The organism is Rhizobium ruizarguesonis (genome assembly GCF_017357285.1).
Lineage (GTDB): Bacteria > Pseudomonadota > Alphaproteobacteria > Rhizobiales > Rhizobiaceae > Rhizobium > Rhizobium ruizarguesonis.
This window is the reverse complement of record NZ_CP071678.1, coordinates 635976-659167: the sequence shown is the minus strand read 5'-3', so window position 1 is coordinate 659167 and position 23192 is coordinate 635976. Positions and strand designations below refer to the sequence as shown.

Sequence of the window (23192 nt, the reverse complement as noted above, 5' to 3'; positions counted from 1 at the left end):
ATTGACCTGCGTCAAGGCGTCGGACCGCCGCTCGCCCCAGCAATCGGCGTTGTTGTGCGCTCTTCATCGAGCATGTCAGCCCACCATTGCATCATCTTCACGCGCTCATTCCAATATGTCGCGCGATTATAGACTCGCCTTACCTCTCGCGTGTCCAGGTGAGCAAGCTGAGCCTCAATTGCGTCCGGACTGAACTCACTGGATTCATTCAAAATGCTGCTAGCTGATGAGCGAAACCCATGTGCTGTGTGCTCATCCTCCCCCACCCCCATGCGCCGTAGAGCTGAGTTCATTGAGTTTTCCGAAAGCACCGTCTTTCCAGACATCATCGACGGAAAGACCTGCGGTTTGTCTTCAAACAGTTCCTTCATATGTTTGATGACCTCGATGGCTTGACGAGAGAGGGGAACATGATGCTCACGGCGCATCTTTGTCTTTGCGGCGGGGATTGTCCAAATGGCGTTTTCAAAGTCAAGCTCCGACCATTCCATTGATCGGGTTTCACCGGGCCGAGCGAAGCAGAGAGCCTGAATTTTCAGCGCTGCGACAAGCGACGGCCAGCCATCATATCCATAGATTGCCCTCATTAGGCCGCCAAGCTCCTTACGAGTCGTGAGCGCTGCGTGGCTCACCGGCACATGCCGCTGAAGAGCGCCCCGCAAAGCTGAGGTAGGGTCGTTTTCCGCTCTTGCTGTAGCAATAGCGAACCGGAAGACGCGTCCAATTGCTGACCGCGTGGCGAGCGCACTCTCTATGCGCCCACTTTTTTCGATCACGTTGAGGACGTCCAAGACGTCTTTCGCCGAAATCTGTGTGATAGGATAAGGTGACAGCTTCTTCGCGAGCACCTTTAACATCCAAGTGTTCTTGTCGATGGTCGGGTCGGCTCGCTTGTCACGGCGCAGCTTGGCGATGAATTCATCGGCGATCAAACCGAACGTGTTTCCCGCCGCCGCTTTGGCAGCAAGTTGTTCCCGCTTTTTTGCCAGCGACGGATCTAAACCCTCTGATAGCTTTTTCTTGGCTTCATCTCGCCGGGTGCGAGCGTCGGAAAGTCCAAGGGCGGGATAAACACCTAGCGTCAGCGTCTTCCGCTTACCGAAATAGGCGTAGTCGACCCTCCATGACTTACCACCTGCCGTCGAAACATAGAGATAAAGGCCTTTTCCATCTGGCAGTTTGTAGGGCTTTTCGGATTTTTTGGCATTTCTAATTTGGACATCGGTCAGCGCCATTTACGGTATTGGCCTCTAAGCTAGCAGCCTTGTACCGCAGTTTTGTACCGAAAAAATTACTGGCTGTCACTGCACCTTGTTGCACTTCGCTACGCGCGCGCGAGGCATGGCACCCCTATAAGCCACTGGTTTACATGGATTTATTGGACGTCTGTGGACGTTACTAAACAACTAGCCTGAGGGTGAGTGGAGCGGGTGAAGGGAATCGAACCCTCGTATTCAGCTTGGGAAGCTGCTGCTCTACCATTGAGCTACACCCGCGACGAAGCGAGATTTCCAACAGATGGGGGCGGCTGTCAAGTCGCGCCGGATGCGACGTCTCAGATGCGGAAGTGTTTCGAGAGTTTCAGGCCCTGGGCCTGGTAGTTGGAGCCGAGGCCGGAGCCGTAGAGGCTGGCGGGCTTTTCCTGCATGTGCTCGTAGACGAGGCGCCCGACGATCTGGCCGTCTTCGAGGATGAAGGGCACTTCGTGGCTGCGCACTTCGAGCACCGCGCGGCTGCCGCGTCCGCCGGCAGGCGCATGGCCGAAGCCCGGATCGAAGAAGCCGGCATAATGGACGCGGAATTCGCCGACCAGCGGATCGAAGGGGGTCATCTCGGCTGCGTAATCCGGCGGCACGTGCACGGCCTCGCGCGAGACGAGGATATAGAATTCGTCGGGATCGAGGATCAGCTCGTTGCGGCCGCGGCTGTGGAGCGGTTCCCAGAAATCGAAGAGGTCGTGCTCGGCCTTCTTGTCGACGTCGACGACGGCAGTGTGATGTTTGCCGCGATAACCGATCAGGCCGTCCTTGTCTCCGGCAAGGTCGATCGACAGGGCAATGCCGCCGCCTGATACGTTCGGCAGCTTGCTGGCGACCAGCGTCTCGCTCTCGTGCAGCTTCAACAGTTCCGGCTCGCCGAGCAGGGCCTGGCCGACGCGAAAACGGATCTGCGACAGGCGCGAGCCGCGGCGCACAACGATCGGGAAGGTGCGCGGGCTGATTTCGAGATAGAGCGGGCCGGAATAGCCTGATGGGATCTTGTCGAATTCCTGGGCGTAGTCGGTAATGACGCGGGTGAAGATATCGAGGCGCCCGGTCGAGCTCTTCGGATTGGCCGAGGCCGACATCTCGGCCGGCAGCGCCAGGCTCTCCATCAGCGGCACGATATAGACGCAGCCCGTTTCGAGCACCGCGCCTTCGGAGAGGTCGATCACGTGCAGGCTCAGCCGGTCAAGCTTGTCGGACACCAGATGCGAGGGGCCTGGCATGAAGCTGGCACGCACCCGAAAAGCCTTGCCGCCCAAGCGCAGGTCGAGGCTTGCCGGCTGGATCTGGTCGCGGTCCAGCTCCCGCTCGGAGATCAGACGCCCCGTTTCGAACAGCGCGGAGATCGCGCGATCCGCCAGAATTCCCGTTTCGCGAGCCATCATGCCTCATCCATCATTTGCGCCGACAAAACCAAACTCGGGGAATTGACGCAAGCAGCTAACAGCAGTATTGCAGAATTATCCCGTGGTGATTTGGCCGGTCGGCTTGCAGCCACGTTAAACAAGTGGCTAAAAAGACCGGGTTGAAACCGGTCTGCTTTTGCGACCGGTTTTTTTGTTATGTGAAGGTGATGGCATGAGCAAGACCTGGCGCCCGGCAACCCAACTCGTCCACGGTGGCACGCTGCGTTCGCAATATGGCGAGACGTCCGAGGCAATCTATCTCACCCAAGGCTTCGTCTACGAAACGTCCGAGGCGGCCGAAGCCCGCTTCAAGGGCGAGACGGAGGGCTTCATCTACGCCCGCTACGGCAGCCCCACCAACGACATGTTCGAAAAGCGCATGTGCATGCTCGAAGGCGCCGAAGACGCCCGCGCCACCGCTTCCGGCATGGCCGCCGTCACCGCGGCGATCCTCTGCCAGCTGAAATCAGGCGATCATATCGTCGCCGCGCGCGCCCTGTTCGGTTCCTGCCGCTGGGTCGTCGAGACGCTGGCGCCGAAATACGGCATCGACTGCACGCTGATCGACGGCCGGGATCTGGCGAACTGGGAAAAGGCGATCACGCCGAAGACCAAGGTGTTCTTCCTGGAAAGCCCGACCAACCCGACGCTCGAAGTGATCGATATCGCTGGCGTCGCCAAGCTCGCCAACCAGATCGGCGCCAAGGTCGTCGTCGACAACGTCTTCGCCACGCCGCTCTTCCAGAAGCCCTTGGAGCTCGGCGCCCATATCGTCGTTTATTCCGCCACCAAGCATATTGACGGACAGGGCCGCTGCCTCGGCGGCGTCGTGCTTTCCGACAAGGAATGGATCGACGAGAACCTGCACGACTATTTCCGCCATACCGGCCCGGCCATGTCGCCGTTCAATGCCTGGACACTGTTGAAAGGCATCGAGACGCTGCCGCTGCGCGTGCGCCAGCAGACCGAAAATGCGGCAAAGATCGCCGATTTCCTGGCCGAGCAGGGCAAGGTCGCCAAGGTGATCTATCCCGGCCGCAAGGACCATCCGCAGGCCGATATCATCGCCAAGCAGATGACCGGCGGCTCGACGCTGGTCGCCTTCGAGCTGAAGGGCGGCAAGGATGCGGCCTTTGCGCTGCAGAACGCGCTCGATATCGTCAAGATCTCCAACAATCTCGGCGACAGCAAGAGCCTGATCACCCATCCGGCGACGACCACGCACAAGAACCTGACGGATGAGGCGCGCGCCGAACTCGGCATTTCCCCGGGCACGGTCCGCCTTTCGGCCGGCATCGAGGATACCGACGACCTGATCGAAGATTTCGCCAAGGCGCTTGACAAGGTCTTGGCCTGATCGACAGCCAGAGCGGCCGGACCCCACCCGGGTTCGGCCGGATCTCACTAAAGCGCGTCGCGATCTTTCAGATTCGCTCCTCGCGCTTTAGTTTTTGTTTTTACGCATGTCGTTATCGCAAAACATGGGGTAATCGCGGCGCGATCATCCCAGACCATTTTCGTGAGAGATGGCTGGCAGGGGTGGTTGCCCCCGATAAGATGGAAAAACGGGCTCACGATTGGAACCGGGCCCAAACATCGAACGGAGAGCAACCATGGACCAATATATCGGGCTTGATGTTTCATTGAAAGAGACCGCGATCTCAATCCGACAGGACGGTAAACGGATCTGGCGGGGGAAGTGCGCTTCGGACCCCAAACTTGTAGCCGAGATGATCCGCAAGCATGCCCCGCACGCCAGGCGCGTTGTTTTCGAGACGGGGCCATTGTCGACGTGGTTCTATCATGAGCTGACCAAGGAAGGCGTGCCGGCGATCTGCATCGAAGCGCGGCACGCACAAAAGGTCTTGAACGAGACGCTCAACAAGACCGATGCCAATGATGCGGATGGCTTGGCTCATTTGGCCGAAGCCGGCTTCTACAAGGCTGTCCGGGTCAAGGCTTTCGACAGCATGCTGACGCGCACGCTGGTGGCGGCCCGCACTCAGCTCCTGAGCATCTCAACCCAGCTTAGCAACCAGATCCGCGGTGTGATGAAGACGTTCGGTCTTATCGTCGCCCAAGGAAAAGGTCGGGTGTTTGATAACAATGTGAGGCAACTCCTGGATGGGAATGACGGCCTTGCAAAGATCATCTTGCCGCTGCTTGAGGGGTGGCGTGACATACGCATGCGCGCGGCCGATCTTGGTCGCCAGCTGGTCGCAGCGGCACGGGAGAGCCAGGCGACGAAGCGGTTGATGACGATCCCGGGTATCGGTGCCGTCACGGCCATCTCCTATGTCGCCGCGATTGAAGGTCCAGACAACTTCAAAACGTCGCGATCGGTGGGCGCCTGGCTCGGGCTGACAACGAGGCGCTACCAGTCAGGCGAGGTCGACTATGACGGCCATATCTCTCGAAGAGGCGCCCCCCATCTGCGGGGGCTGCTTTATGAAGCGGCGACGGTGATCCTCACAAGAACCAGTGCCAGGAACGAGAGCCGTCTCAAAAGCTGGGGGCTTAAGCTGCGTGAGCGGCTGGGCTTCAAGCGCGCTGCGGTGGCGGTCGCCCGAAAGCTTGCGGTCATCATGCACAGCATGCTCAAGACAGGAGACGTATTCAACAGATTGGCCGGCGCGACGGCATAAGCGAAGTGTCGGGCCTTCTTCCCTCAGCGCGTCAAACCTGATGTGAGGCACTGAGCGTCCCAGCTGCGGGCGTGGGTCGGATCATTCCGTTACAGCGGCTGCAGCTCATTGAGACTGCGCGCAAAACATAGGAAGATCCTGCCTGCGGAGACCCATTATGCGGCGACCAGGTGTCGACCGCGCAGACAACCCTGCTCCCGGCGCTGGACAGCTTTGAAGACAACATCGCCCAACCAATCGAATACACCGCGGGTGCGCGTTCCTCAAAAACAGAGCCAATACCGAATGGCAAAACAAAACAGCCTTGACTAAGGCAATGCGATTAGACAACCGCTGCACACTTTTGCGCGACATGCTTGGGGTTCGGCCGTGCCGGACCTCACTGGGTGAGACCGAGGGGGGGAACAAGTTTGCCCGCCGCGGCGTTCCGAAACTGAATTAACACTGACAATTAGGCTTAACGATCGAAAACCCTTCGGATCACAGCCATTTCAGCGATGATAATTGTTCCGTTTCTTGACGGACAGGGCCTCTTATAAGATACGGGTAAGATATCTTGACTAAGGTGCAAGGCATGTATCGCGCCCTCACAAGAGACATCGAAGTTGTCGTCGAACCGTTCTATCTGGAGGAGCAATCCGATCCGGACGATGACCGCTATGTCTGGGGTTATCGGATTGTAATCAGCAACAATTCCGGCATAGCCGTTCGACTGGTCAATCGTTACTGGAACATCACCGACCAGAACGGCCAGGTGGACGAGGTGACCGGTCCCGGCGTCGTCGGCGAACAGCCGCGGCTCAGCCCCGGCGACACCTACGAATATTCCTCCGGCTGCCCGCTCGACACGCCCTCAGGGCTGATGTTCGGCCATTACCAGATGGAAACGGACGACGGCGAGATGTTCGATGTCGACATCCCCGCCTTCTCGCTGGATTCACCTGGGCTGCTGCGCGTGCTTAACTGAGGCGCATCCATTGAGACGTCATCTTCCGTCTGCGCCACGTTCCTGAGACGTCTTCAACGCCCCCGCTCCTGGGGGATTGCCGAGGCCTGCCCCTCATCCGCCTGCCGGCACCTTCTCCCCGCTTTTGCGGGGCGAAGGGGACGTGTCGCGACCTCTCCGTTCCCCATCAACCTTTCGTAGGGCACGTCCCCTCGCCCCGTTTTTACGGGGGTCCGCAGGACGGGTCGAGACCAGTGGCTCGACCCCGGCAAGGTTAGGGTGAGGGGCAGCCATCGGCGCGAACCGAGCAGCAGTGGTGTCGACTATTCAGCCGGCTGAAGCTCGGCCGGCTCGAAGCGGTAGGTGGTCGAGCAGAATTCGCAGGTGACGGCGATTTCGCCATCTTCCTGGCTGGCTTCGATCTCCTCGGCCGAAAAGCCCTTCAACACGCCCTTGATCTTGTCGCGCGAGCAGCTGCAGCGGTCGAAGACGGCGCGCGGTTCGTAGACGCGCACGCCGCGCTCGTGGAACAGGCGGAACAGCAGCCGCTCGGTGCCGACCAGCGGATCGGTCAGTTCATCGGCATCGATGGTCTCGACCAGCGAACGGGCTTCGAGCCAGGCGTCGTCCTCACCATGCGGGCGGCTGCCGGTGTCGCCGTCGCCGCCGTGGAGATCCGGCTGGCGCATGCGCTCCGGCGCTTCCGGCAGGAACTGGGCGACGAGGCCGCCGGCCCGCCAGCGATGGCGCGGCTTGCCCGCATCGTCACGATCAAAGAGTTCGGCCGCGGCAAGGCGGACGCGCGTCGGGATCTGCTCCGACTGGCGGAAATAGACGCCGGCAATTTCTTCCAGCGTGGTGCCGTCGAGCGCAACGATGCCCTGGTAAGGCTGGCTGAACTTGCCCTGGTCGATGGTGAAGGCGAGCACGCCCTTGCCAAGCAGTTGCTCCGGCTCGGTTTCACCCGACTCGATCGCCTTGTTGAGCAGCGCCTGATCGAAACGGGCATAGGCGCGGACATTTTCCGGCGTCGAGAAATCGGCGACGAGAAGATCGACCGGGCCATCGCCCTTGGTCTGCACCGTGAACTTGCCGTCGAACTTCAGCGAGGTGCCGAGCAGCACCGTCAGCACGACGACTTCGGCAAGCAGCCGGGCAACGGGTGCGGGATAATGATGACGCTCGAGGATCGCATCGAGCATCGGGCCGAGCTGGACGGCGCGGCCGCGCACATCCAGCCCCTCCACCTGGAAGGGGACGACATGGTCATCGCCGGCGAAATCAAACTGGCCGAGGGCGGCTGCAGCTTCTGCCATGGCTTTTAACTCCTAGTTTCAGAGCGATGGGCCAGCGTGCCCTTCGCTCACGCGGTCGCGAGTCTGTCTCTCGCGACGTCCGATTATGGTTCAGATCGCGCCCAGGCACCAAGCAAGAATCGACTTCTGCGCATGAAGACGGTTTTCCGCCTCATCGAAGACCACGGATTGTGGACCGTCGATCACTTCGTCCGTCACTTCCTCACCGCGATGGGCGGGCAGGCAATGCATGAACAATGCATCATTGCCGGCTTTCGCCATCAAGGCCGCGTTGACCTGATAAGGCTGGAAGACATTGTGACCCCGGGCCCGATGTTCCTGATTCATGGAGACCCAGGTATCGGTCACCACGCAATCGACGCCGGCGACCGCACGGTCGGCATCATGGCAGAGCATGATTTCGGCGCCCTCATTGCGGGCCCAGTTCAGATAGTGATCCTTGGGCTCGGAGCCAAGGGGTACGGCCATGTTCATGCGATAGCCGAAGCGCGCGGCACCCTCGACCAGCGAATGCAGCACATTGTTGCCGTCGCCGGTCCAGGCGATGGTCTTGCCCTTGATCGGGCCGCGGTGCTCTTCGAAGGTCATGATATCGGCCATGATCTGGCAGGGATGGGTGTCATCCGTCAGCGCATTGATCACAGGCACGGTCGCATGCTGGGCCAGCTCGACCAGCCGCGAATGCTCGGTGGTGCGGATCATGATCGCATCGACATAACGCGACAGCACCTTGGCGGTGTCGCCGATCGTCTCGGCGCGGCCGAGCTGCATCTCGGTGCCGGACAGGAACAGCGTTTCGCCGCCGAGCTGACGCATGCCGACGTCGAAGGAGACGCGGGTGCGGGTCGACGGCTTCTCGAAGATCATCGCCAGCATCTTGCCGGCGAGCGGCTTGTCGCCCTGGCCTGCCTTGAAAGCCTGCTTGCGGGAAAGCGCATCGTTCATGATGGTTCTGAGATCGGCTGATGTGACTGCCGAAAGATCGAGGAAATGTTTAGGGCTCATATCGTCTTCTTACCTGTGCTGCGCCCGAAGGCGGCAATCTCTTCAAGCCGTCTTCTTGACCTTGGAGGCGCGAATGCTCTCGGCGGCGCGTTCGACGCGGGCAAGGCCCTCGCGGGCTTCCTCGGCGGTGACCACGAGGGGCGGAAGAAGGCGGATGACGTTGTCGCCGGCGGGTACGCCGAGCAGATGGGCGGCGCGGATCGCCTGCAGCAGCTCGGCTGAGGGAACGGCAGCCTTGATGCCGAGCAACAGCCCCTCGCCTCTGATATCCTCGATCACATCGGGATAACGATCCTTCAGCGAGGCGAGGCCCTGGCGAAAGACCAGTGCTACGTCGCGCACATGCTGGAGGAAGCCATCGGCAAGGATGATGTCGAGCACGGCGCTGCCGACGGCCATGGCGAGCGGATTACCGCCATAGGTCGAGCCATGCGTGCCGGCCTTCATGCCGGAGGCGGCCTCTGACGTGGCAAGGCAGGCGCCGAGCGGGAAACCGCCGCCGATGCCCTTGGCGACAGCCATGATGTCGGGGGTGATGCCCGACCATTCATGGGCGAAGAGCTTGCCGGTGCGGCCGACGCCGGTCTGGACCTCGTCGAGGATCAACAGCAGGTCGTTATCGTCGCAGAGCTGGCGAAGCGCCTTCATGAATTCGGTGGTGGCCGGACGGACACCGCCCTCGCCCTGCACCGGCTCGATGAGGATGCCGGCCGTGGCATCGGTGATCGCGGCGCGGACCGCTTCGATATCGCCGAAAGCCACCTGATCGAAACCCGGCGCCTTGGGGCCGAAGCCTTCGAGATATTTCTCCTGGCCGCCGGCAGCGATCGTCGCCAGCGTCCGTCCGTGGAAGGCGCCTTCGAAGGTGATGATATGGAAGCGCTCGGGATGGCCCTTGGAAAACTGATAGCGGCGCGCCGTCTTGATCGCGCATTCGAGCGCCTCGGCGCCCGAATTGGTGAAGAACACCTTGTCGGCGAAGGTGGCGTCCGTCAGCCGTTTTGCCAGACGTTCCTGACCGGGGATCTCATAGATGTTCGACAGGTGCCAGACCTTGTCGGCCTGCTCCTTCAGTGCGCCCACAACATGCGGATTGCTGTGGCCGACGGAGGTGACGGCAACGCCGGCGCCGAAATCGAGATATCGCTCGCCGCTTTCGGTGATCAGCCACACGCCCTCGCCTCGCTCGAACCGCAGCGGGGCACGAGAATAGGTGTCATAAAGCGGCGCGGCTTCAGCCATGGCGCGATCTCCATCAAAGTTGCCGGGCAATGACTCCGGCTAAAGAAACCAGGCCCGAAAAATCAAAAATGCCGCCTTGCGGCGGCGAGTGGCACTATTTCCTTTTCGCGCTGCAATGTCAACAAAACTGCGCCCTTAGCTTATGCAGCAAGGGTGTACAGCGGCATTTTCAGTCTTCAACAGGCATTATTGCAGAAATGCCACGCAGGGGCAGCAAGTTGGGGAAAACTACGAATTCGATTCATCCGGATTCATGCGACTCTTGTCACGGAGTCAGCCTCACACTAGGTTAAAGTTCAATTACTAGACTGCATGCGGCGGAACTAGTCACCAAAATTGATCAAGCGTTTCTTGTTTCGGAGCTCCCGGGACAACGGTGAGGGATTCTGCCATCACCAACGCAGAAGGTGGAGACAGGGCATGAACTGGACAGACGAGCGGGTCGAGAAACTCAAGAAACTTTGGGCCGAAGGACTGAGCGCCAGCCAGATCGCTGCGCAGCTTGGCGGGGTCAGCAGAAATGCGGTCATCGGCAAAGTGCACCGGCTGAGCCTTCCCGGCCGTGCCAAGGCCGGCGGCACCAACACCGCGGCACGAACGCCGAAGCGCAATACCTCGGCGCCGCGCGCGCCGAACTACGCCTCGCGGGTCACTACCCGCACCGTTACCCGCCAGCAGGGCGCGACCATGCTGAAGGAAGAGATCGAGATCGAAACGATCGAGGAAATGGAATACGTGCCGAGAGGCAACGTGGTCGTGCCGATTTCCCGACGCCTCGGCCTGACGGAACTGACCGAACGCACCTGCAAGTGGCCGGTCGGCGATCCGCTGAAGGACGACTTCCATTTCTGCGGCTGCGAATCCCCCGACAATTCGCCCTATTGCGGCTATCACCAGAAGCTTGCCTACCAGCCGGTCAACGAACGCCGCCGGGCAGCAGCGCGGGCCAGCTGAGCGGGCTGACCATCGTCAGAATGCAGAAACGGGCCGAGTGGCCCGTTTTTTTGTGCGCGTGGATGGGAGCGCTCGTTGCGGGGATGGCTGTCCCTCACCCTAACCCTCTCCCCGTAAACGGGGCGAGGGGACGTGCCCTGCAAAAGGTTGTGGGGAACGGAGAGGTCGCGGCATATCCCCTTCGCCCCGTTTACGGGGAGAACGTGGCGGCAGCCGGATGAGGGGCAGTCCATCGCCGCGAACCGACAGCAGCGGGACAAGCCCGAGCATGACGAAAAAGCCCTCAGGCTTCCATCGAATAACCGGCGCCGCGGACGGTGCGGATGACGTCCTGCATGTTGGAAAAATTCAGCGCCTTGCGCAGGCGGCCGACATGGACGTCGACGGTGCGCTCGTCGACATAGATATCGTGGCCCCAGACGCCGTCCAACAGCTGCGAGCGGGAGAAGACCCGGCCTGGCGACGACATCAGGAATTCCAGCAGGCGGAATTCGGTGGGGCCGAGGCGGACTTCGCGGGTCTTGCGATGGACGCGATGGGTCTCGCGGTCGAGCTCGATGTCACCGCATTTCAGCACCGTCGACAGCACTTCGGGACGGGCGCGGCGCAGCATCGCCTTGACGCGGGCAACAAGCTCGGGGGTCGAGAAGGGCTTGACGACATAATCGTCGGCGCCTGTCGACAGCCCGCGGACACGCTCGCTCTCCTCGCCGCGCGCCGTCAGCATGATGATCGGCAGGCGCTCGGTTTCCGGCCGCATGCGCAGGCGCCGGCAAAGCTCGATGCCGGAGACGCCGGGCAGCATCCAATCGAGGATGAGCAGATCGGGCGTGCGCTCCTGAAGCCGCATTTCGGCTTCGTCGCCACGAAGGATGGTATCGACCTCGAAGCCTTCCGCTTCGAGATTGTAGCGAAGGAGCACGCTGAGGGCTTCCTCGTCTTCAACAACTGCAACTCTCGGGATCATGCGTGTCGGTCTCCTCGCGCATGATCCTTAAACCGGGGGTGATTTAAGCAATGCATCCTGCGCAAAATCAGAATTGGCTGCGACCTCTTGCGCGCCCGGATGGGCGCGCACGCAAGCGGCGGGGTGTGGGCGGTTATTCGGTGACCGCGCCGACGGTGTTGGCGCTGTCGTCCTTCGGACGGTCGCCTTCCGGCTGCGCGCCTGTCGTCATGTAAAAGATCGTCTCGGCGATGTTGGTGGCGTGGTCGCCGATGCGCTCGATGTTCTTGGCGCAGAAGAGAAGATGCGTGCAGCTGGTGATGTTGCGCGGATCTTCCATCATGTAGGTCAGGAGCTCGCGGAACAGCGAGGTGTACATCGCGTCGATCTCGTTGTCGCGTTCGCGGATCGCATTTGCCTTGTCGGCTGAACGATTGGTGTAGACATCGAGCACTTCCTTGAGCTGGACGAGCGCCAGCTCGGACAGATGCTCAAGGCCGCGGGCGAGCTTGCGGGGAACGCCGGTGCTTTGGACGGCGATGACGCGCTTGGCGGTGTTCTTGCCGAGGTCGCCGACGCGTTCGAGATCGGCGGCGATGCGGATCGAACCCATGATTTCGCGCAGGTCCGAAGCCATTGGCTGACGGCGGGCGATGGTGACGATCGCCTTGTCGCCGATTTCGCGTTCGGCGTGATCGAGGATCACGTCGTCGGAGATGACCTTCTGCGCCAGCGCGGTATCGCCGTTGACAAGAGCGCGCACGGCTTCGCTGACCATCTGCTCGGCCAGGCCGCCCATTTCGGAAATCCGCCTGGACAGGAACTTCAAGTCATCATCATAGGCAGAAAAAATATGTGTCGATGCCATGGGGCTTTATCCTCGAATAACGGGAAGGCTTGGTGTCGCCAAAATCAACCGAAGCGACCCATGATGTAGTCCTGGGTGCGCGGATCGTCGGGATTGGTGAACATCTTGTCGGTGTCGTTCTCCTCGACGAGATTGCCGAGGTGGAACATGGCGGTGCGCTGCGAAACGCGCGCGGCCTGCTGCATGGAGTGGGTGACGATGACGATCGTGTAGTTCTCGCGCAGCTCGTGGATCAGCTCCTCGACCTTGGCGGTGGCGATCGGGTCGAGCGCCGAGCAGGGCTCGTCCATCAGGATAACTTCGGGGCTGACGGCGACGGCGCGCGCAATGCAGAGGCGCTGCTGCTGGCCGCCCGACAGGCCAGTGCCGGATTCGTGCACGCGGTCCTTGACCTCGTTCCAGAGGCCGGCGCGCTGCAGGCTGGTCTCGACGATCTGGTCGAGGTCGGCCTTCGACTTGGCAAGGCCATGGATGCGCGGGCCGTAGGAGACGTTTTCATAGATCGTCTTCGGGAACGGGTTGGGCTTCTGGAAGACCATGCCGACCCGGGCGCGAAGCTCGACGACGTCGATATCGGGATCATAGATATCGTCGGTATCAAGCGTGATCTTGCCGGTGACGCGGCAGCCGTCGATCGTGTCGTTCATGCGGTTGAGGCACCGCAGGAAGGTCGACTTCCCGCAGCCGGACGGGCCGATCAGGGCGGTTACCGTGTTTTCGCGGACGTTCAGGTTCACATCGAAAAGCGCGCGCTTCTCGCCGTAGTAAACCGAGACTTCCTTTCCGATCATCTTATAAGGGACGTTGCTCATCTTGCGATCCAGCGCCTTTTCAACTGCAGCTTCCGTCAACATATTCATGATGTTTAACTCCGTTTACCAGCGGCGCTCGAAGCGACGACGCAAGAGGATGGCGCCCATGTTCATGACGATCAGGAACAGGAGCAGGACGATGATGGCACCCGAAGTACGCTCAACGAAGGCACGTTCGGCCTCGTTGGCCCACATATAGACCTGTACGGGCAGAGCCGTCGAGGGATCGAGCGGTGTCGTCGGCGCGTTGGCGACGAAGGCGACCATGCCGATGAGGAGCAGCGGCGCGGTTTCGCCGAGCGCGTGCGCCAGGCCGATGATCGTGCCGGTGAGGATGCCGGGCATGGCAAGCGGCAGAACATGGTGGAACACCATCTGCATCTTCGAAGCGCCGAGGCCGAGTGCTGCGGCGCGGATCGACGGCGGCACGGCGCGCAGAGCCGCACGCGTGGCGATGATGATCGTCGGCAGGGTCATCAGCGTCAGCACCAGACCACCGACCAGCGAAGCCGAGCGCGGCAGGCCGATGAAGTTGATGAAGACGGAAAGACCGAGCAGGCCGTAGACGATGGAAGGAACCGCGGCGAGGTTGTTGATGTTGACCTCGATCAGATCCGTCAGCTTGTTCTTCGGCGCAAACTCCTCGAGATAGATCGAGGCGGCGACGCCGATCGGCAGAGCAAGCACGAGGACGATCAGCATCAGATAGAGCGAGCCGATCAGGGCGACGCCCAGGCCTGCGGCCTCCGGACGGCTGGAATTGCCGTTGACGAAGAGGCCGGTGTTGAACTGCTTGTGGAGAGCGCCGCTCGCCTTCAGCTCGTTCATCCAGGCAACCTGCTTGTCGTTGACCTTGCGGTTCTTCTCATCGACCGAGAGGTCAATCTGGCCCTTGCTGGCGCTGTCGACATTGGCGTCGGCGAGCACCGTGACGTTGACCGTCTTGCCGATGAGCGACGGATCGGCGATCACCATATCGCGCAGCTGGATCGGCGCGCTCTTCGACAGCATGGCGGATGCATCGCGCACGTCGGGACGGCTCGAGGCATTGATGTTCAGCTGCTTGACGATCGCGTCACGCAGGAGAACCGGATAGTTGGCGGCGATCAGCACCGAAGGGTCGGTCGCACGCTTATTGTTTGGATCGATCGTCTTCTCGGAAAATTCGATCGGCAGGGTGACCGCCGTCTGCTGGAAGGCGGTATAGCCTTTGCCGATCACCGTCCACAGCAGGATGAAGAGAAAGACGAGACCGAAGGTGATGGCGGCGATGCCATAGGCCTGGAACCGGCGCTCGGCGGCATAGCGGCGCTTGATGCCGATATCGCGGCGCACGGGCGCCTTGGAAACGGTGACGCCGGCTGTGGGAGAAACAATATCCGTCATTCGTACTGCTCCCGGTATTTGCGCACGATGTAGAGCGCATAGATATTGAGGCAAAGCGTGATGCAAAACAGCGTGATGCCAAGGGCAAAGGCAACCAGCGTCTGCGGCGAGGTGAACTCGAGGTCACCGGTCAGTTGGTTGACGATCTTGACGGTCACCGTCGTCATCGGCTCGAAGGGATTGATCTGAATGCGGGCGGCGACACCGGCGGCCAGCACGACGATCATGGTTTCGCCGATGGCGCGCGAGGCCGTCATCAGCAATGCGCCGACGATGCCGGGAAGGGCTGCGGGCAAGACCACTTTCTTGATGGTTTCAGAACGTGTGGCACCAAGACCGAGCGAACCGTCACGCAGTGACCGCGGCACGGCGGTGATGATGTCGTCCGACAGCGAAGACACGTAGGGGATCAGCATGATGCCCATGACGATGCCGGCCGTCAGAACGCTCTGCGCCTGGATGAAATTGCTGTAATTGCCGGACAGAAGGCCGCTGATCTGGGCGGAGAAATCGCGCAGGAACGGACCGACGGTGACGAGCGCGAAGAAGCCGTAGACGATCGTCGGAATGCCGGCGAGCACTTCAAGCAGCGGCTTGGCGATCGAGCGCACCCTCATCGAGGCGTATTCGGCCATGTAGATGGCGGCGAAGAGGCCGACCGGCACGGCGACCAGCATGGCGACCAGGCCGATATAGATCGTGCCGAGCAGCAGCGGGATCAGGCCGAACTGGCCGAAGGACGAGCTGCCGGCGCCGGCAAAGCGCGGATCCCAGACGGTGCCGAAGAAGAAGTCCATGGCAGGAACGGCCGCAAAGAAGCGGGCGGCTTCCGACAGCATGGAGAACACGATGCCGATCGTCGTTAGAATGGCGATCGAGGAGGCGAGCAGCAGGCCCCAGAGCATGACGCGCTCGACCCGGTTGCGGGCGCGGAAGCGTGGAGCGATGGAACGCAGCGCATAGAAGGCGCCGGCAACAGCGAGAGCGAAGACGATCACCGTCATGGCGATGCGGCTCATCATGCTCATGGCGTTGAGCTTTTTGGCGGCGTCGAGCATGTAGGGCAGCGGCTGGCTGGCAAGCGGCACACCCTTTTCGAGGAGCTTGGCCTGCAGGGCAGCTGGATCGTTGGCGACCGCAGCAGTTTCATCCGAGGTCAGCATCGTCAGGCCGCGGGCGACCGTCGCCACCATCGAATAACCAAGATCCTGCTCGACCGAGGCTTGCGCCTTGACGTCGTCGGGAACAGTGCCGCGAACCGAGGACTGGATGATGCCGGGGCTGATGGAGAGCCAGAGGCAGAGGACGATGAGGGCGGGAAGAACCGCCCAGATCGCGGCATAGGCGCCGTAATAGGCCGGTCGCGAATGCAATGCGGAGGATCGGCCTCCGGCAAGCGCCGTGGCGCGGCTGCGCGCGACCAGATAGGCGGCGGCTCCAATCACCACAAGGCACAAAAGTATGATGGATGTGCTCATTCGTTACGTCCCCAGGCCCATGGCCCCCAAAAAGCCCGGCAGCTTCATCAGCCTGCCTTCAGCTTCCAATCATGGAGAAGGAATTCAACCCTGCAGCTCCAGAACCGCCGGCGCGCAGGGACATAAGGCAATGCCGGCGCGGGCTGAAAGGCACCGCGCCGGCAAAGTGATTACATGGACTTGCCGGCTTCGACGTCCTTGCGGATCGCGTCACGTTCGGCATCCGGAGCGGCAACGAGGCCGTATTCGACGAGCGGGCTGTCGGGGCCGATCATCTGGTCGGATACGAAGAAGTTGACGTATTCCTTCAGGCCCGGAACGGCGCCGAGATGTGCCTTCTTGACGTAGAAGAACAGCGGGCGGGAAACCGGGTAGGTGCCGTTAGCGATCGTTTCGGTGGACGGAACGATACCGCTCATGCTCGCAACCTTGAGCTTGTCGGCGTTGTTTTCGTAGAAGGAAAGGCCGAATACGCCGACGCCGGTCTTGTTGGCGGCGATGCGTGCGAGGGTTTCCGGATAGTCGCCATCGATGTCAACGGCAACGCCGTCCTTGCGAACTGCGACGCAGGCCTTGCCCTGGGCAGCCTTGTCGGCGATTTCCTTGGCGATGACGTCGATTGCGCCAGAGGCCTTGCAGCCGGCGGCGAGAACGTTCTGTTCGAAGACTTCGCGGGTGCCGTGCTTTTCGCCCGGGATGTAGGCAGCGATATCAACAGCCGGAAGCTTCGGGTTGACTTCCGACCACTTCTTGTAAGGGTTGGCGACGAGCTTGCCGTCGACGACGACCTGGGCTGCGAGGGCCTTGTAGATGTCGGCAGGAACGTAGGCGACGTCAGGGTTGGAAGCGTCAGTTGCGAAGACGATGCCGTCGTAGCCGATCTTGACTTCCTGGATGTCGGTTACGCCGGCAGCCTTGCAGGCTTCGGCTTCGTTCTTGTTGATCGGACGCGAGGCGTTGGCAATGTCGATGGTGTCTTCGCCAACGCCCTTGCAGAATTCCTTCAGACCAGCGCCCGTGCCGCCGGATTCAACGACCGGCGTCTTGAAATTGGTGAAGGTTTCGCCGAAGGACTCGGCAACGATCTTTGCGTAAGGCAGGACGGTGGACGAACCAGCAACCTGAATCTGGTCACGGGCGACGGCAGCGCTAGCGAAAGCGGCGGTTGCAGCGAGCGCGGCAACGGTGAGCTTGAAGGTGTTCATTTAAAATCTCCCGGCATTTGGGCTTGTGTGAGTGCGGCCTTAGAGAGGCCCTCGCATTGCCTTTTTTCATCGGCGAGACTCTCTTAGCGCTTTAAGCACCGTCCTTTTATGTCAAAGCCGTGAAACATTTGTGACAGGTTAAGCTATTGATTTATAAGGTTATATTTTAGATCGACCGATCGATCATGTCGGACGACCGGCAAAGTTCGGTGGTCAATCCACCTCGCGTTGTAAAAACCGGCAGCATATCGGCGACGGGTAGGTGAGGCGGCGGTTCTTTGCGTAGGCCCTTTCATCAAGGTCGCTTCGCGTGATTTGCCCCTCATCCGCCTGCCGGCACCGACCGGGGTCGAGCCGCGAGTCTCGACCCGTACTTCGGACCCCCGCTCGCGGGGCGGGCGGAGGTATATGCCGGGCCTCTCGATTCCCTCTTCTCCCCAGCGGGGAGAAGGTGCCCGGAGGGCGGATGAGGGGGCCGGCGAAGCCGGTCTTTCCTATAATCCGTGAACCGTGCAGGCGTCGTCTCGACCATCGTCAAGGCCCTTGGGCAGGTGTCGCGGAATAGGTTTTACGTGAGGGCGTGCCGTGTGGCCCGCTCATCCGCCTGCCGGCACCTTCTCCCCGAGGGGAGAAGAGATTTGCGGCAGCCTCTCCGTTCCTCACGCGACACATACGTCAGAAACGGACGGTAAAATCGGTGCCCTTGCCGACTTCCGACTTGACGATCAGCCGTGCCCGGTGGCGGGTGAGGATGTGCTTGACGATGGCAAGGCCGAGGCCGGTGCCCTTTTTCGAGCGGCTGTCCTCGATGCTGACGCGGTAGAAGCGCTCGGTCAGGCGCGGCACATGCTCGGCCGGAATGCCCGGACCCTTGTCGACGATGCTGACCTCGACCGGCTGGCCGGTGCCGTTCTTCAGCCAGACGTCGACGATCTCGCCCTCCTGGCCGTATTTGCAAGCATTTTCCATCAGGTTTTCGAAAACCTGGACAAGCTCGTCACGGTCTCCGAGCACCTCGACCTTGCCGTCGGGCAGATGCAGGTTGATGTCGACGCCGACATCCCTTGCCAGCGGCAACAGCGCATCTCTGACATGGCCGAGCAGCGGCACCAGATCGACCTTCTCATCCGGCGCGATGTGCGATTTCAGCTCCAGGCGGGAAAGCGACAGTAGATCGTCGACCAGCCGGCTCATGCGCGTCGTCTGATCCAGCATGATGTTGAGGAAACGCGCCTGCGCCTTCAGATCGTTCTTCGCCGGCCCCTGGATGGTCTCGATGAAGCCGCGCAGCGAGGCAAGCGGCGTGCGCAGCTCGTGGCTGGCATTGGCGACGAAATCCGACCGCATGCGGTCGATGCGGCGGACCTCTGAAATATCCCGGAAGGACAGGATGAAATAGCGCTCACGCGCGCCGTCATCGGCCGCGAATTCTATGGGCCCGCTGCGGACGATATAGACGCGCTCGGAGGGCAGCCGCTCGGAATGCTCGATCTGGTTCGGCGCGTTGGTGGCGATGGTTTCGCGCACCATGTCGAGCACGCCGGGCGAGCGCATACGGGCCGATATATGGGCGCCAAGCGCCACCTCGCCGAAGGCCTTTTCGGCAGCGCGGTTCTGGAAGAGCACCGAGGCATCGTCCGACAACACCATGACCGGGATATCGAGGCCGGAGAGCGTGGCGGAAACTTCCGGCAGGCGGCTTGGCGGCGCCTCGGGCTCGATCTCCACCGGCGGAGCCGGTTCGGCCTCGATGATGGGCGCCTCATTGAAAAGCGCGGTGAGGATCATCACAAGCAGGAGGACAAGCACAACCCATTTGTTCATGCCGGCGGCAAGCGCGGCGAGCGCGCTGAGGATCGCCGCAAGCAGCACCGGCCGTTCGCGCCTTATGCGCGCCAGCAGGCTTTTTCTCCACGGAGTTTCGTCTTGCAAGTGCCCTCGCGGCGTCGATTCGTTTTTCTCTATATTGAACTCTGCCTGATAGCGGCAATTCATGACAGAAGTTTTCGGGCTGTCGCTTTGAAGCGAAAGGCCGCAGCCGAAACCCACGAAAAATTGCCGGCCAACCGCGAAAGATTTGATTTTCAACGGTAACTATGTTCGCCTGCGAGAAGAGAACAATCAGGCTGAGGAGGATCACATGGACGAGGACGTCGAAAACAGGGCCGTGGAGCTGGAGATCCGCGGAAAGAAACGCATCTTCGACGTCGACGATCCGACCCTGCCGGCCTGGGTGGACGAACACGCGCTGGACTCCGGCGACTTCCCCTACAAGAAGAAGCTCAAGGAGGAGGACTATCTCGAGGAGCTGGAAAAGCTGCAGATCGAACTGGTCAAGGTGCAGTTCTGGCTGCAGGCGACCGGCAAGCGGGTGATGGCGCTGTTTGAGGGGCGTGACGCGGCCGGCAAGGGCGGCGCGATCTCGGCCTCTTCGGCGCATATGAACCCACGCCTTGCGCGCGTCGTGGCGTTGACCAAGCCGACCGAGCGCGAACAGGGGCAATGGTATTTCCAGCGTTATGTCGCGCAGTTTCCGACATCCGGCGAATTCGTGCTGTTCGACCGCTCCTGGTACAACCGCGCCGGCGTCGAGCCGGTCATGGGTTTCTGCACGCCGCAGCAATATGAGGATTTCCTCAAGCAGACGCCGCAGCTCGAAAAGATCATCGCCCATGAGGGCATCTTCTTCTTCAAATTCTATCTCGATATCGGCCGCGAGATGCAGCTCAAGCGTTTCCACGACCGCCGGCACGATCCGCTGAAAGTCTGGAAACTGTCGTCGATGGACATCGCGGCGCTGACGAAATGGGGCGACTACAGCGACAAGCGCAACCGGATGCTGAAGGAAACCCATACGGATTTCGCGCCCTGGACGGTGATCCGCGCCAATGACAAGCGGCGCGCGCGCCTCGAACTCATCCGCCACATGCTGAACAAGATGGATTATGACGGCAAGGACAAAAAGGCGCTCGGCACGGTCGATGCAGAGATCATCGGCTCAGGGCCTGGATTTCTGAAATAGGGCTTCCTGAAATAGGCGTAGGCTAAACGGGGTCACCGGCTCCGCCGGGACTGAGATTACTGCCCCGGCAGGATGCGGATGGCGAAGAGGTTGATGCCGCGCGCCTTGCCGTCGAGATCGCTGTTGATCGTCAGCGTGCCCGGCGAATTCGGCGCCAGCGAGCGGTCGAACTTCACCTGCAGCAGCGCATCCGATTTCTCGCGGGTGACGTTGAAGCGATGACGGGCGCAATTGCCGAGTGTTTGGAAATTGCACTCGACGGTGATCTGGGTCGGCTCGTCGGTGGTGGACTGCAGCGTCAGCGCGATGGTCGAGGATTTGCCGGCAAGCTGCTGCAGCACCGAAGGCGGAACGCTGATCGAGATATTGCCATCGGCAGTACCGCGCTCGGAAATCAACCGGACGGCGGGGCCGTCATTCTCGACGATTTTTTCGGTGCGCGCCCGCGGGCCGCTTTGAATCTTGTCGGCGTCCTCAGGCTTGAACAGCGGGATCCAATCGGCCGAGAAACTGTTCTGCGGGTCGATGGTCACCGGCTGATCGGTGTGGGAGGCGGCATTCCCGGCGCTGTCGTCATTGCCGGTAAAATCCTCGGGCTGGGTGCTTGCCGGCGGATTGGCGACGCTGGTGTCGCGTTCGGCCGCCGTCATCAGCAGGCCCGATGTATGCGCCCACCAGGCGCCGATGCCGATGAAGGCCAGCAGCACGCACCAGACGAGCAGTCTCGAAAAAAACTTGCGCGGCTTGCGGCGGCCTGCCGCCCGCTCCGGGCGGAAATCCATATTGGTGGCGCGCTGACCGCGGGCGAGGCGTTCCTCGCCGACAGGGGCGGCAGCCAGATGATCGGCACTGCCGGCATGCACGTCGTCAAGACTGGACTCGTCGCCGCGGTTCGGGGCAACGTCGGGCGCGCGGGTCTCGCCTGAGACCATCGGACCGTCGAACTCGTCGACTTGGGCTTGGTGAACCGGCGGCGCCGGCATTTCCACCACCGGCGGCACGGGTACTTCAGGCGGTCTCTGGCGGGGGTGAAGGCGGTCGCGCTCCTCGCCTTCGATGGCGTGGATGGTGCTTTCCAGGCGGTGGCGGTGATGGGCGACGACCTCGGTGTCGGTGATATCCTGCTTGCGCAGCCCGGCTTCCAGCGCCTGGCGGGCCGACTGATAGATCCTCGCTCGAACCTCCGGATTATCGCGATCGGAATTCTCGAGCGCAGTTCTGATGGCCGTTTCTAATCCGCTCACATTCAGTCCTTCACCTTGAATTCGGCATCGGACTGCAATCCCCGCCGTTCTCCATCAAAATTCGGTAGCGTCAAGTGCGGCAAACCGCAAGCCTTGCGAGGGTGGGCCGCCATCGATCGGCAGGGATATCGGCAGGTTTCACCGCTTGTGGGCCTTATTCTATTAGCTTTCTCGGACGTATATATTCGGGCTGAAATCGACGAAGGCATGGCAGCCGCTCTTTTATCGCCTTTTCATCTCTGTTATGAGATTGACGTTTTCGTAAACGTCAATGGAAGCGATGAACCATGGCCCTGCCCCCGATCCTCAAGGACAGATTGAGACTGCCGGTCATCGGCTCGCCGCTGTTCATCATCTCGCATCCGGCGCTGACGCTGGCGCAATGCAAGGCGGGCATCGTCGGAGCATTTCCGGCGCTGAACGCCCGGCCGGAAAGCCAGCTCGACGAATGGCTGGCCGAGATCACCGAGGAGCTTGCCCGCCACGACGCCGCCCATCCGGAGCGGCCGGCCGCCCCCTTTGCCGTCAACCAGATCGTCCATATGTCGAACAAGCGGCTGGAGCACGACCTTACGCTCTGCGTCAAATACAAGGTGCCGATCGTGATCTCCTCGCTCGGCGCCGTGCCCGAGGTCAACGCCGCCGTGCATTCCTATGGCGGCATCGTGCTGCATGACATTATCAACAACCGCCACGCCCATTCGGCGATCCGCAAGGGTGCCGACGGGCTGATCGCGGTGGCGGCCGGGGCCGGCGGCCATGCCGGCACGCTGTCGCCCTTTGCGCTCGTCCAGGAGATCCGCGAATGGTTCGACGGGCCGCTGCTGCTGGCCGGCGCCATCGCCACCGGCGGCGCCATTCTCGCCGCAGAAGCGATGGGCGCCGACATGGCCTATATCGGCTCGCCCTTCATCGCCACTGAAGAGGCGCGTGCCGCGGACGCCTACAAGCAGGCGATCGTCGCAGGCGCCGCTGGCGATATCGTCTACTCCAACTATTTCACCGGCGTGCACGGCAACTACCTCAAGCCCTCGATCGTGGCTGCCGGCATGGACCCCGATAATCTCCCCTTAGCCGATGTCTCGAAGATGGATTTCGAGCAGGCTGTCGGCGGCGCCAAGGCCTGGAAGGACATCTGGGGCAGCGGCCAGGGCATCAGCGCCGTCAAGGCCGTCGAGCCGGTGGCAAATCTCGTCGACCGGCTGGAGGCCGAATACAGGGCGGCGCGCGCCCGGCTGGCGCTCTGAGGCGCCCTTCCCTCTTTTTTGCCAAAGCCATGACAGGGTGCTTGAAATCTTCCAACAATGGCTGTATCAGCGCCATGCAAATCGCAGGCCGCATGCTTCGGCCGTGAAATGCCGCTTTAGCTCAGGTGGTAGAGCACATCATTCGTAATGATGGGGTCACAGGTTCGAGTCCTGTAAGCGGCACCATTCTTTTCAAGCGCTCCGG

At 61.3% G+C, this 23192-nt stretch carries 19 protein-coding genes, 2 tRNA genes and 1 riboswitch; of the genes, 7 read left to right on the top strand and 14 right to left on the bottom strand.

Annotated elements, in window-relative coordinates; translation table 11 throughout:
* Nucleotides 1-11 precede the first annotated feature (11 nt).
* The 3 genes from J3P73_RS03215 to J3P73_RS03205 form a co-directional block, all read right to left on the bottom strand.
* Nucleotides 12-1235 (bottom strand): tyrosine-type recombinase/integrase, encoded by a 1224-nt coding sequence (locus J3P73_RS03215; RefSeq protein WP_207579756.1) that lies wholly within the window; start codon nt 1233-1235, stop codon nt 12-14.
* Nucleotides 1236-1422: 187 nt separating this feature from the next.
* Nucleotides 1423-1496, bottom strand: a tRNA-Gly gene (locus tag J3P73_RS03210).
* 59 nt (nt 1497-1555) lie between these two features.
* On the bottom strand, nt 1556-2650 hold the full coding sequence (locus J3P73_RS03205) for a 2'-deoxycytidine 5'-triphosphate deaminase (RefSeq protein WP_012755918.1): 1095 nt from the start codon (nt 2648-2650) through the stop codon (nt 1556-1558).
* 72 nt (nt 2651-2722) lie between these two features.
* Nucleotides 2723-2801, top strand: a riboswitch (SAM riboswitch).
* A gap of 42 nt (nt 2802-2843) precedes the next feature.
* On the opposite strand from J3P73_RS03205, the gene J3P73_RS03200 reads away from it, so the two are divergent.
* From J3P73_RS03200 to apaG, 3 genes are all read left to right on the top strand, one after another.
* Nucleotides 2844-4028 (top strand): O-succinylhomoserine sulfhydrylase, encoded by a 1185-nt coding sequence (locus J3P73_RS03200; RefSeq protein ID WP_207579755.1) that lies wholly within the window; start codon nt 2844-2846, stop codon nt 4026-4028.
* A gap of 256 nt (nt 4029-4284) precedes the next feature.
* Complete coding sequence (locus J3P73_RS03195; RefSeq protein ID WP_207579754.1) at nt 4285-5316, top strand: IS110 family RNA-guided transposase; 1032 nt, start codon at nt 4285-4287, stop codon at nt 5314-5316.
* A 574-nt stretch (nt 5317-5890) separates the two neighbouring features.
* On the top strand, nt 5891-6283 hold the full coding sequence (gene apaG / locus J3P73_RS03190; RefSeq protein WP_026157240.1) for a Co2+/Mg2+ efflux protein ApaG: 393 nt from the start codon (nt 5891-5893) through the stop codon (nt 6281-6283).
* A 302-nt stretch (nt 6284-6585) separates the two neighbouring features.
* Here the strand turns inward: apaG and J3P73_RS03185 are convergent, their stop codons facing one another.
* The 3 genes from J3P73_RS03185 to J3P73_RS03175 form a co-directional block, all read right to left on the bottom strand.
* A complete protein-coding gene (locus tag J3P73_RS03185) occupies nt 6586-7578 on the bottom strand; it encodes an Hsp33 family molecular chaperone (protein ID WP_207579753.1) in 993 nt (330 codons plus the stop codon).
* Between the two features lie 90 nt (nt 7579-7668).
* Nucleotides 7669-8583: an ornithine carbamoyltransferase gene (argF, locus tag J3P73_RS03180; protein ID WP_003545186.1), complete on the bottom strand. Its 915-nt coding sequence runs from the start codon at nt 8581-8583 to the stop codon at nt 7669-7671.
* Nucleotides 8584-8625: 42 nt separating this feature from the next.
* Nucleotides 8626-9825 (bottom strand): aspartate aminotransferase family protein, encoded by a 1200-nt coding sequence (locus tag J3P73_RS03175; RefSeq protein WP_207579752.1) that lies wholly within the window; start codon nt 9823-9825, stop codon nt 8626-8628.
* A 420-nt stretch (nt 9826-10245) separates the two neighbouring features.
* Here J3P73_RS03175 and J3P73_RS03170 point away from each other — a divergent pair, with 420 nt between their 5' ends.
* A complete protein-coding gene (locus J3P73_RS03170; protein ID WP_130699391.1) occupies nt 10246-10779 on the top strand; it encodes a GcrA family cell cycle regulator in 534 nt (177 codons plus the stop codon).
* A 283-nt stretch (nt 10780-11062) separates the two neighbouring features.
* Here J3P73_RS03170 and phoB read toward each other — a convergent pair whose 3' ends face one another.
* From phoB to phoR, 7 genes are all read right to left on the bottom strand, one after another.
* Nucleotides 11063-11746, bottom strand: a complete 684-nt coding sequence (phoB, locus tag J3P73_RS03165) for a phosphate regulon transcriptional regulator PhoB (protein ID WP_003545181.1) — start codon at nt 11744-11746, stop codon at nt 11063-11065.
* A 133-nt stretch (nt 11747-11879) separates the two neighbouring features.
* On the bottom strand, nt 11880-12593 hold the full coding sequence (gene phoU / locus J3P73_RS03160) for a phosphate signaling complex protein PhoU (RefSeq protein WP_003556199.1): 714 nt from the start codon (nt 12591-12593) through the stop codon (nt 11880-11882).
* Nucleotides 12594-12637: 44 nt separating this feature from the next.
* Nucleotides 12638-13453, bottom strand: coding sequence for a phosphate ABC transporter ATP-binding protein PstB (gene pstB, locus J3P73_RS03155; protein ID WP_017966871.1), 816 nt, complete (start codon nt 13451-13453; stop codon nt 12638-12640).
* Nucleotides 13454-13468: 15 nt separating this feature from the next.
* A complete protein-coding gene (gene pstA, locus J3P73_RS03150) occupies nt 13469-14791 on the bottom strand; it encodes a phosphate ABC transporter permease PstA (RefSeq protein ID WP_018072411.1) in 1323 nt (440 codons plus the stop codon).
* Nucleotides 14788-16269, bottom strand: a complete 1482-nt coding sequence (gene pstC / locus J3P73_RS03145; RefSeq protein ID WP_026170928.1) for a phosphate ABC transporter permease subunit PstC — start codon at nt 16267-16269, stop codon at nt 14788-14790. The genes pstA and pstC overlap by 4 nt, the downstream gene beginning before the upstream one ends.
* Nucleotides 16270-16439: 170 nt before the next feature.
* On the bottom strand, nt 16440-17474 hold the full coding sequence (locus J3P73_RS03140; RefSeq protein WP_018072409.1) for a substrate-binding domain-containing protein: 1035 nt from the start codon (nt 17472-17474) through the stop codon (nt 16440-16442).
* Nucleotides 17475-18149: 675 nt separating this feature from the next.
* A complete protein-coding gene (gene phoR / locus J3P73_RS03135; protein WP_026170927.1) occupies nt 18150-19373 on the bottom strand; it encodes a phosphate regulon sensor histidine kinase PhoR in 1224 nt (407 codons plus the stop codon).
* Nucleotides 19374-19614: 241 nt separating this feature from the next.
* On the opposite strand from phoR, the gene ppk2 reads away from it, so the two are divergent.
* Nucleotides 19615-20496: a polyphosphate kinase 2 gene (gene ppk2, locus J3P73_RS03130; protein WP_130690724.1), complete on the top strand. Its 882-nt coding sequence runs from the start codon at nt 19615-19617 to the stop codon at nt 20494-20496.
* A gap of 56 nt (nt 20497-20552) precedes the next feature.
* Here ppk2 and J3P73_RS03125 read toward each other — a convergent pair whose 3' ends face one another.
* Entirely contained in the window at nt 20553-21740 is a 1188-nt protein-coding gene (locus J3P73_RS03125) for a regulator (protein WP_207579751.1), read from the bottom strand.
* Between the two features lie 287 nt (nt 21741-22027).
* On the opposite strand from J3P73_RS03125, the gene J3P73_RS03120 reads away from it, so the two are divergent.
* Nucleotides 22028-22987, top strand: coding sequence for an NAD(P)H-dependent flavin oxidoreductase (locus J3P73_RS03120; protein WP_130690722.1), 960 nt, complete (start codon nt 22028-22030; stop codon nt 22985-22987).
* A 110-nt stretch (nt 22988-23097) separates the two neighbouring features.
* Nucleotides 23098-23173 (top strand) — tRNA-Thr (locus J3P73_RS03115).
* The last annotated feature ends 19 nt before the right edge of the window (nt 23174-23192 follow it).